The sequence below is a fragment of the Intrasporangium sp. genome (genome assembly GCF_032907665.1).
GTDB lineage: Bacteria > Actinomycetota > Actinomycetes > Actinomycetales > Dermatophilaceae > Intrasporangium.
The window spans coordinates 1-7,847 of sequence record NZ_JAJJPG010000100.1 but is presented as its reverse complement, the minus strand read 5'-3'; the positions used below and the strand labels follow the sequence as shown (position 1 = coordinate 7,847).

The 7,847-nt window shown below is 72.0% G+C and carries 6 protein-coding genes; 5 read left to right on the top strand and 1 reads right to left on the bottom strand.

Going from position 1 to position 7,847, the window contains the following annotated elements; all coding sequences use genetic code 11:
* Window positions 1-50 precede the first annotated feature (50 nt).
* From LOY02_RS14015 to LOY02_RS14005, 3 genes are all read left to right on the top strand, one after another.
* Window positions 51-1,922, top strand: coding sequence for an ABC-F family ATP-binding cassette domain-containing protein (locus LOY02_RS14015; RefSeq protein ID WP_317182979.1), 1,872 nt, complete (start codon window positions 51-53; stop codon window positions 1,920-1,922).
* Between the two features lie 136 nt (window positions 1,923-2,058).
* Window positions 2,059-4,200, top strand: coding sequence for a multicopper oxidase family protein (locus LOY02_RS14010; RefSeq protein ID WP_317182978.1), 2,142 nt, complete (start codon window positions 2,059-2,061; stop codon window positions 4,198-4,200).
* A 59-nt stretch (window positions 4,201-4,259) separates the two neighbouring features.
* Window positions 4,260-4,616, top strand: a complete 357-nt coding sequence (locus LOY02_RS14005; protein WP_410505954.1) for a VOC family protein — start codon at window positions 4,260-4,262, stop codon at window positions 4,614-4,616.
* Between the two features lie 23 nt (window positions 4,617-4,639).
* Here LOY02_RS14005 and LOY02_RS14000 read toward each other — a convergent pair whose 3' ends face one another.
* Window positions 4,640-5,155 carry a MarR family transcriptional regulator gene (locus tag LOY02_RS14000; RefSeq protein WP_317182977.1) on the bottom strand — a complete coding sequence of 172 codons (516 nt, stop codon included), beginning with the start codon at window positions 5,153-5,155 and terminating at the stop codon, window positions 4,640-4,642.
* A gap of 56 nt (window positions 5,156-5,211) precedes the next feature.
* Here LOY02_RS14000 and LOY02_RS13995 point away from each other — a divergent pair, with 56 nt between their 5' ends.
* Complete coding sequence (locus LOY02_RS13995; protein ID WP_317182976.1) at window positions 5,212-6,153, top strand: methyltransferase domain-containing protein; 942 nt, start codon at window positions 5,212-5,214, stop codon at window positions 6,151-6,153.
* Window positions 6,154-6,423: 270 nt separating this feature from the next.
* On the top strand, window positions 6,424-7,847 hold a 1,424-nt coding region (locus tag LOY02_RS13990; RefSeq protein ID WP_317182975.1), incomplete at its 3' end, for a sigma-70 family RNA polymerase sigma factor.

The window sequence follows — 7,847 nt, the reverse complement described above, 5'->3', positions numbered from 1 at the left end:
TGGCATCCGGTTCGTGTCGAGGTCGGGCGAGGCCTTAGGGTCGGATCGCCATGCCACCTGCTCCCGCCAGCCTCGTCAACCTCGAGCGCGTGTCCCTCGTCTTCGGGACGACCCACGTCCTCGACGACGTGTCGGCCGGGGTGCTCGCCGGCGACCGCATCGGCATCGTCGGCCGCAACGGCGGCGGCAAGTCGACGCTGCTGCGGGTCATCGCCGGGCTCCAGGAGCCGGACGAGGGGCGCGTGTCACGACAGGGCGGCACCGACGGGATCCGCGTCGGGATCCTCTCCCAGGACGACTCGCTCGACCCCGGCCACACCGTCCGAGAAGCGGTTCTGCGGGACCGGCCCGACCACGTGTGGGCGGGCGAGCCCCGGATCCGCGATGTCCTCACCGGACTCCTCGGCGGGATCGAGGCCCCCGACGTCGGGGGGCTCGACGCCGTCGTCGGCCCGATGTCCGGTGGGGAGCGACGCCGCCTCGCGCTCGCGCAGCTCCTCGTCGACGACCCCGAGCTGCTGCTGCTCGACGAGCCGACCAACCATCTCGACGTCGAGGGCGTCGCATGGCTCGCCGAGCACCTGGCGACGCAGCGCCCCCGCCCCGGCAACGCCACGGTGGCGATCACCCACGACCGGTGGTTCCTCGACGCGTATGCCACGCTGACGTGGGAGGTCGAGGACGGGCAGGTGAACCCCTTCGAGGGAGGCTACGCCGCGTATGTCCTCGCCAAGGCGGAGCGCGACCGGCTGGCCGGCCTCGCCGCGGACCGCCGCGCCAACCTCATGCGCAAGGAGCTCGCGTGGCTGCGCCGCGGCCCACCCGCACGCACGAGCAAACCGAAGTTCCGCATCGACGCGGCCAACGCCCTCATCGCGGACGAGCCGCCGCTTCGCAACTCCGTCGAGCTCGCGACCTTCGCGACGAAGCGGCTCGGCAAGGACGTGCTCGACCTCGAGGACGCGACGGTCGTCGTGGGGGAGGCCCCCGACGAACGGGTCATCCTCGACCGCGTCACGTGGCGACTTGCGCCCGGCGAACGGGTCGGCATCGTCGGCGTCAACGGTGCCGGCAAGTCGACGCTCCTGCGGGCGATCACGGGCGAGCAACCCCTGACGAGCGGTCGCCGCAAGGTCGGCAAGACCGTGTCCATCGCGCACCTCACGCAGGAGGTGCGCGAGCTCGACCGCTTCACCTCCTGGCGGGTCATCGAGGCGATCGAGGACGTCCGGCAGTGGACCACGCTGGGTGGCAAGGAGATCAGCGCCGGCCAGCTCGCGACGCGCCTCGGCTTCCCGGGTGGACGGCAGCAGGCGCGCGTCGGCGATCTCTCCGGCGGAGAGCGGCGGCGTCTCCAGCTGACCCGCCTCCTGCTCGGGGAGCCGAACGTCCTCATCCTCGACGAACCGACCAACGACCTCGACATCGAGACCCTCGCCGGCCTCGAGGACGTCCTCGACGGGTGGGTGGGCACGCTCGTCGTCGTCAGCCACGACCGTTACCTGCTCGAGCGGGTGTGCGACCACCAGCTCGCGCTCCTCGGCGACGGGCGCCTGCGCGACCTGCCCGGCGGGGTCGACGAGTACCTGCGCCTGCGCGCCGCAACCCCACGCGGAGCCGGCCGTATGCCGCTGAGCAGGCCCAGCGGCATACGTGACCTCCCCGACGGGGCTGGGTCAGCGCCCTCCGGCGCACCCGGCGCGAGTCCGTCGGAGGTGCGCGATGCACGCAAGGTGATGGCGCGCATTGAGAAGCAGCTGTCGAGGCTGGCCGACCGTGAGGCCCGCCTGCACGGCGAGATGGCCGAGGCGGCAACCGATCCCGTCGCACTCGCCGACCTCAACACCAAGCTCCAGGACGTCGTCGCCGAGAAGGAGGAGCTCGAGCACGAGTGGCTCGAGGCGGCAGAGATCGTCGGCTGAGCGCCGCACACGTACCCGTGCCGAGGTCCCGGGCTCCGGTGCCGGTGCAGTACATCGCTGCAAAGCGCCTCCATGACGCCGCATCGGGCCATACGGTGGTGAGTGGCTCGGGGAGTGCAACAGGGGAGGCGGACCCATGCTGACCAGGCGGACATTCCTCAGGTACACCGGCGCCACGACGTTGACGCTCTTCGCAACGACGGCCGCAGGACATCGGATCGCGGTCGCGAGCATCCCCGGGGGGAGCCTCGACCCGGCAACCATCCCGAAGTTCGTGTCGCCGCTGCTCATCCCGCCGGCGATGCCGCGGACGGCGACGATCCCGCGGCGGGGCGGGCCCAACATCGACTACTACGAGATCGCGATGCGGCAGTTCGAGCAGCAGGTGCTGCCGCCGGGGCAGCCGGCGACCACGGTGTGGGGCTACGGCCCCGCCGGGCCGGGCACGGCGCTGCACCACGCGCCCTCCTTGACGATCGAGGCGACGACCGACGTCCCCGTCCGGGTGCGCTGGGTCAACGACCTCGTCGACGCCGAGGGGCGCGCGCTGCCGCACCTGCTGCCGGTCGACCCGACGCTGCACTGGGCGAACCCGGAGCAGCTCCCCGACGCGCACGGGCACCACGGGACGGACCACACGCCCGACTTCACCGGTCGCGTGTTCGTCCCGCCGGAGGAGTACGACGACCCGACGACCCAGTACACGACCTACCGGGGCCCGGTTCCCATCATCACGCACGTCCACGGGGCCGAGGGTGTCGGTGAGGAGAGCGACGGCTACACCGAGGCGTGGTACCTGCCCGACGCGACGGACCTCGACCCCGGCCTCGCACGAGGCGGGCGCTGGCACGCCTACGTGGCAGGGGTGGTCGAGGATCGCTTCGGCGTCGCCCCTGAGGCCGGTGCCCTGACGAGTCAGTACCCCAACGTCAACCGGCCCTCGACGATGTGGTTCCACGACCACGCCCTCGGCATGACCAGACTCAACGTCTACACGGGTCCGGCCGGGTTCTTCCTCCTGCGTGACAACTCCGGCCGCGACGGCCCGATCCGTGATGCCCGCACCGGTGGTCGGGCCACGCTGCCCGGGCCTGCTCCCCGACGCACCGACCCACCGAACGGCAAGACCTACTACGAGATCCCGATCGCCATCCAGGACCGCTCCTTCAACGCGGACGGCTCCCTCTTCTACCCGGACTCGCGCACCTTCTTCGACGGCGTCACCGGGCCCTGGGTCCCCGAGTCCGACCTCCCACCGGTCTGGAACCCGGAGTTCTTCGGCAACACCCTCATCGTCAACGGCCACGTCTGGCCACACCTCGAGGTCGAGCAGCGGCGCTACCGCTTCCGGGTGCTCAACGGCTGCCAGTCCCGTGTGCTCCTCCTGGACTTCGACGGCATCCCGGGGGCCGACGTCTGGCAGATCGGCAACGAGGGCGGCCTGCTCCCGGAGACGGTCCACGTCACCGGTGCGCTCGACGGCAAGGTCCTCCTCGGGCCGGCCGAGCGGGCCGACCTGGTCGTGGACTTCTCCGACGTGCCCGTCGGCGGCTGGGTGCTGCGCAACGCCGGGCCTGACGAGCCCTTCGGCGGTGGGGAGTTCGACCCTGCCGATCCCGACACCACTGGTCAGGTGATGGAGTTCCGCGTCGGGCGGGCGCGCACGCCGGACCGCTCGACGCCGCCGCAGCACCTCGTGCTGCCCCCGATCCCGGACCTGCCGGAGCCGGACCGCGTGCGTCGGGTCGCGCTCATCGAGGCGATGTCGATAGCGGCCGAGGACGCGCCCGCGCGGGCCCTGCTGGGCGTCGTCGACGGCGACCCCGCCGAGCCGGCGGGCGGACAGGTCTTCGTGCGGGAGTGGCATGACGAGGTCACCGAAGACCCGGGTGAGGGCTCCACCGAGGTCTGGGAGATCTACAACACCACCGGTGACGCGCACCCGATCCACGTCCACGAGGTGGCCTTCGAGGTGGTGAGCCGCCAGCCGATCCACGTCGAGGAGTCACACGGCGACGGCGGGCACCTGAGCGGGCACCGGCCCGAGGCCATCGGCGTCGTGAGGCTTCCGGCCGACAGTGCACCGCGCGGTCCGGAGCCGGGGGAGGGCGGCCGCAAGGACACCGTGATCGCCTACCCCGAGGAAGTGACGCGGATCCGGATGGAGTTCGACACCGCCGGGCGGTTCGTCTGGCACTGCCACATCCTCGAGCACGAGGACCACGAGATGATGCGGCCGCTCCAGGTGGGTCCTGCCAAGCCCGGGCAGCCCACCTGACCTCACTCCCACGGAACCGGCCCTTGAAAGTATCTTGATATCAAGATACTTTTTGGGGCATGCAGATGACTCTCCACCACGTCCAGGTCTCGGGTCCCGTCGGCTGCGAGGACGCGATGCGAGCCTTCTACGGTGCAGTCCTCGGGATGACCGAGCTGGAGAAGCCGGAACGCCTGCGAGCCCGTGGGGGAGCCTGGTTCCGCTCCGGCGGGGTCGAGATCCACGTCGGCATCGAGGAGGGCTTCAGGCCCGCTCGAAAGGCCCACCCCGGCATCGCGGTCGACGACCTCGATGCGCTCGCGGCACGGGTGACGGCTGCAGGAGCGCCGGTGACCTGGGACGACAACATTGCCGGCCTGCGACGTTTCCACACGAGCGACCCGGTGGGCAACCGTCTCGAGTTCCAGCAGGGCTGAGCGGTGGCCCGCCGGGACGTCGCTCACTCGCCTGTCGACTCGAGCGGTGCGAGCATCCGGCGCAACAGCGAGGCCAAGGTGGCCTGTTCGGCGGGGGAGAGCTCGGACAGGAGAGACTTCTCCTGCTCGATGAGGTCCGCCATCGCCGCGTCCACCGCGTCACGGCCCCGCGGCGTGAGGCGCACGAGCACGCCGCGGCGGTCATCGGGGTCGGGACGGCGCTCGACGAGGCCGCTCCGCTCGAGGCGGTCGACCCGGTTCGTCATCGTGCCGGACGTCACCAGCGTCTGCTGGACGAGCTGTCCGGGCGAGAGCTCATATGGCTCCCCAGCTCGCCTCAGGGCGGAGAGGACATCGAAGGCCCATCCGTCGAGGAGGTGCTCGGAGAAGGCGGATCCCCTCGCCAGATCGAGGCGGCGGGCTAGCCTCGACACACGAGACAGCACCTCCAGCGGGCTGACGTCGAGGTCGGGGCGTTCCCGACGCCACGCGGACACGACGACATCGACGTCGTCGGCGGGCACGCGGTCGGGGCTCATGGAGCCACTCTAGAAGCATCGTCAAGACTCTTGACATCAAGCAAAGGGAGGAAGGAATGGGCAACTCGGTGAGACAGGACGACACCGGAGGTGCAGCCGTGGTGCGCGGGACGGTGAGTCCCACGCCGGAGGCAGCAGAGACGCCGCCCGATGCCGCCTGGGACCCGGCCCAGTACGGGCGCTTCGCGGAGGAGCGCAGCCGGCCGTTCCACGAGCTCGTTGCCCGCATCCGCACCCCGTCACCCCGACGCGTGCTGGACCTCGGCTGTGGGCCGGGTGAGCTCACCCTCCAGCTCGCCCAGCGGTGGCCGGACGCGCACGTCATCGGACTGGACAGCTCCCCGGAGATGCTCGAGAGGGCGCGCGCGCTCGACGTGGACGCACGGGTCGAGTGGGCCCAGTCCCGCGCCGAGGACTGGGTGGACGCGGCCGGCGGCGAGCCCTTCGACGTCATCGTGACCAACGCGACCCTGCAGTGGGTGCCGACCCATCTGCGCCTCATCCCCGCCTGGTTCGGGGCGCTCCGGCCCGGCGGCACGTTCGCGATGCAGGTGCCCGCGAACTTCGATGCCCCCTCGCATCGGCTCATGCGGGAGGTCGCGGCTCGTCATGCCCGCGCCGAGGACCTCGCTCCGGGCCTCGACCGGGCCCGCTCGGTCGCGCTGCTCGAGACCTATGCGGCGCTCCTGCTCGACCTCGGAGCCGAGGTCGACGCCTGGGAGACCACCTACCTCCAGGTCCTGGCCACCCGCGAGGATGCGGCCCACCCGGTGCTCGAGTGGGTCCGCGGCACCGGCCTGCGGCCGGTCCTCGGGGTGCTCACCGAGGCCGAGGAGCGCGCAGCTTTCCTCACCGACTACGAGCGGGAGCTGGACCTGGCCTATCCCCGCCGTGGCTTCGGTGTGCTCTTCCCCTTCACGCGCCTCTTCGCGGTCGGGCGCAAGCCTGACTCCGCCGCGGAGAAGATGACCGAAGAACCAGCAGAAATCGCGTCATGAACCCGGCCGACCGTCGTCTACTCAGTGACGACGGTCCCACAGACTCCCGCTCGTCAGGGGAGGGAGTGCCTCTGACCGGATCTGACCGCCGTCAGGTTCCGCCCTTCCGGGGGTTTCGTGGAGGGGACTCCTCGGGAGGGCGGAACCACCCTCATCCACACTCACCCTCCCCGACCCGGTCCCGTCGATTCGACGTGGATCTCGCCCGCTTGGCACACTGGTCAGGGCTCGGGCAACGTCGGAAGGTGGCTCGTGGCGGCTGATATGTCCATGTGGTCGAGCGAGGCGTGGTCCTCGGCGGCCGACATGTACCTCCTGGCGCGCAGTCGGGAGGGCTCGGCCGAGGCGTTCGGTGAGCTCTGGCGTCGGCACCTGTCGGCTGCCTACGCGGTCGCCGGACGATACCGGGGCCGGACCGCGGCGGAAGACATCGTCGCCGAGGCCTCCGCCCGCGTCTTCGCGCTGATCCAGGAAGGCAAGGGTCCGGACGAGCACTTCCGTGCCTACTTCCTGTCGGCCGTGCGAACCGTTGCCATCGACCACAGCCGCCGGGAGCTCAAAGTCGTCCCCGCCGAGGACGAGACGCTCGAGCAGCTCGGCGAGCCGGTGCTCGAGGACCTCGACGAGGGCTTCGATGCAGACCTGGTCCGCACGGCCTTCCGCGGCCTGTCCGAGCGGGACCAGCGCGTCCTCTGGCACACGACTGTCGAGGGAGAGGCGCCCCGCGCCCTTGCACCCGCGCTCGGGATGTCGGCCAATGCCGTCAGCGCCCGGGCCATGCGGGCGCGTGAGGCGTTGCGCGCGCAGTACCTCGACGCCTGCGCCCGGCGCAGCCTGCCCGCGGCCGACAGCGACGAGTGCCGGTGGGCCATCGCGCACCTCGGCGCCCACGTCCGGGGCCGCCTGCCGAAGCGGCAGAAGGCTCGCATCGAGGAGCACCTGCGCACGTGCGACCACGCCTCGACCGTCGCCGCGGACCTGCGGGCGATCCACGCCGAGTTCCCGGCGCTCCTCGTTCCGTTCGTCTTCCTCGCCGGTCTCAGCACGACTGGCTTCGTCAGTGCCACGGCGATTGCGGGCCTCACCTCGGCCGCGGGTGCCGCCGCCGCTGGGAGTGCGGGTGCCGCCGGAGCGGCTGGGCCGGCCGGTGTCGCGAGCGCCGGAGGGGCTGCAGGGTCGGGCGAGGCCGCGGCCACGGCCGCCGGCGCGGGAGGTGCTGTCGGTGCTGCGCCGGTCCCGAGCACCCCACCCGCTCCCGGCGTCGGTGACACCCTCGGACAGCTCGCTGGCCGGGCCACCACCCTGGTGGCAGGCGTCGCGATCGGGGTCGGGCTCGCCAGCGCGGCACCGGTGCCCGCCGAGCCGACCGTGGCTGCACGGCCTCCCGCCGTCACGGTGCCGAGCCCCACCCAGAGCCCGACCCAGATCCCAACCCAGAGCCCGACCCTGAGCCCGACCCCGGCCCCGCCGCCGGCGGCTCCACCACCCACGACGACGGCTGCTCCGGTCCCGCCAGTCCCAGCACCGGCGCCCCGGGCGACGCCGCGGCCGCTGCCCCCCTCATCCCCCGTCACGCTTCCCCGTGCCCCCGCTCCCTCGCCGCCGGCGCCGCCGCCCCCGCCCGTGAGCCCCACCCCCCCGCCACCGGTGACGACGCGACCTCCCCCCCCGCGGACGACTGCCGACGTGGCGCC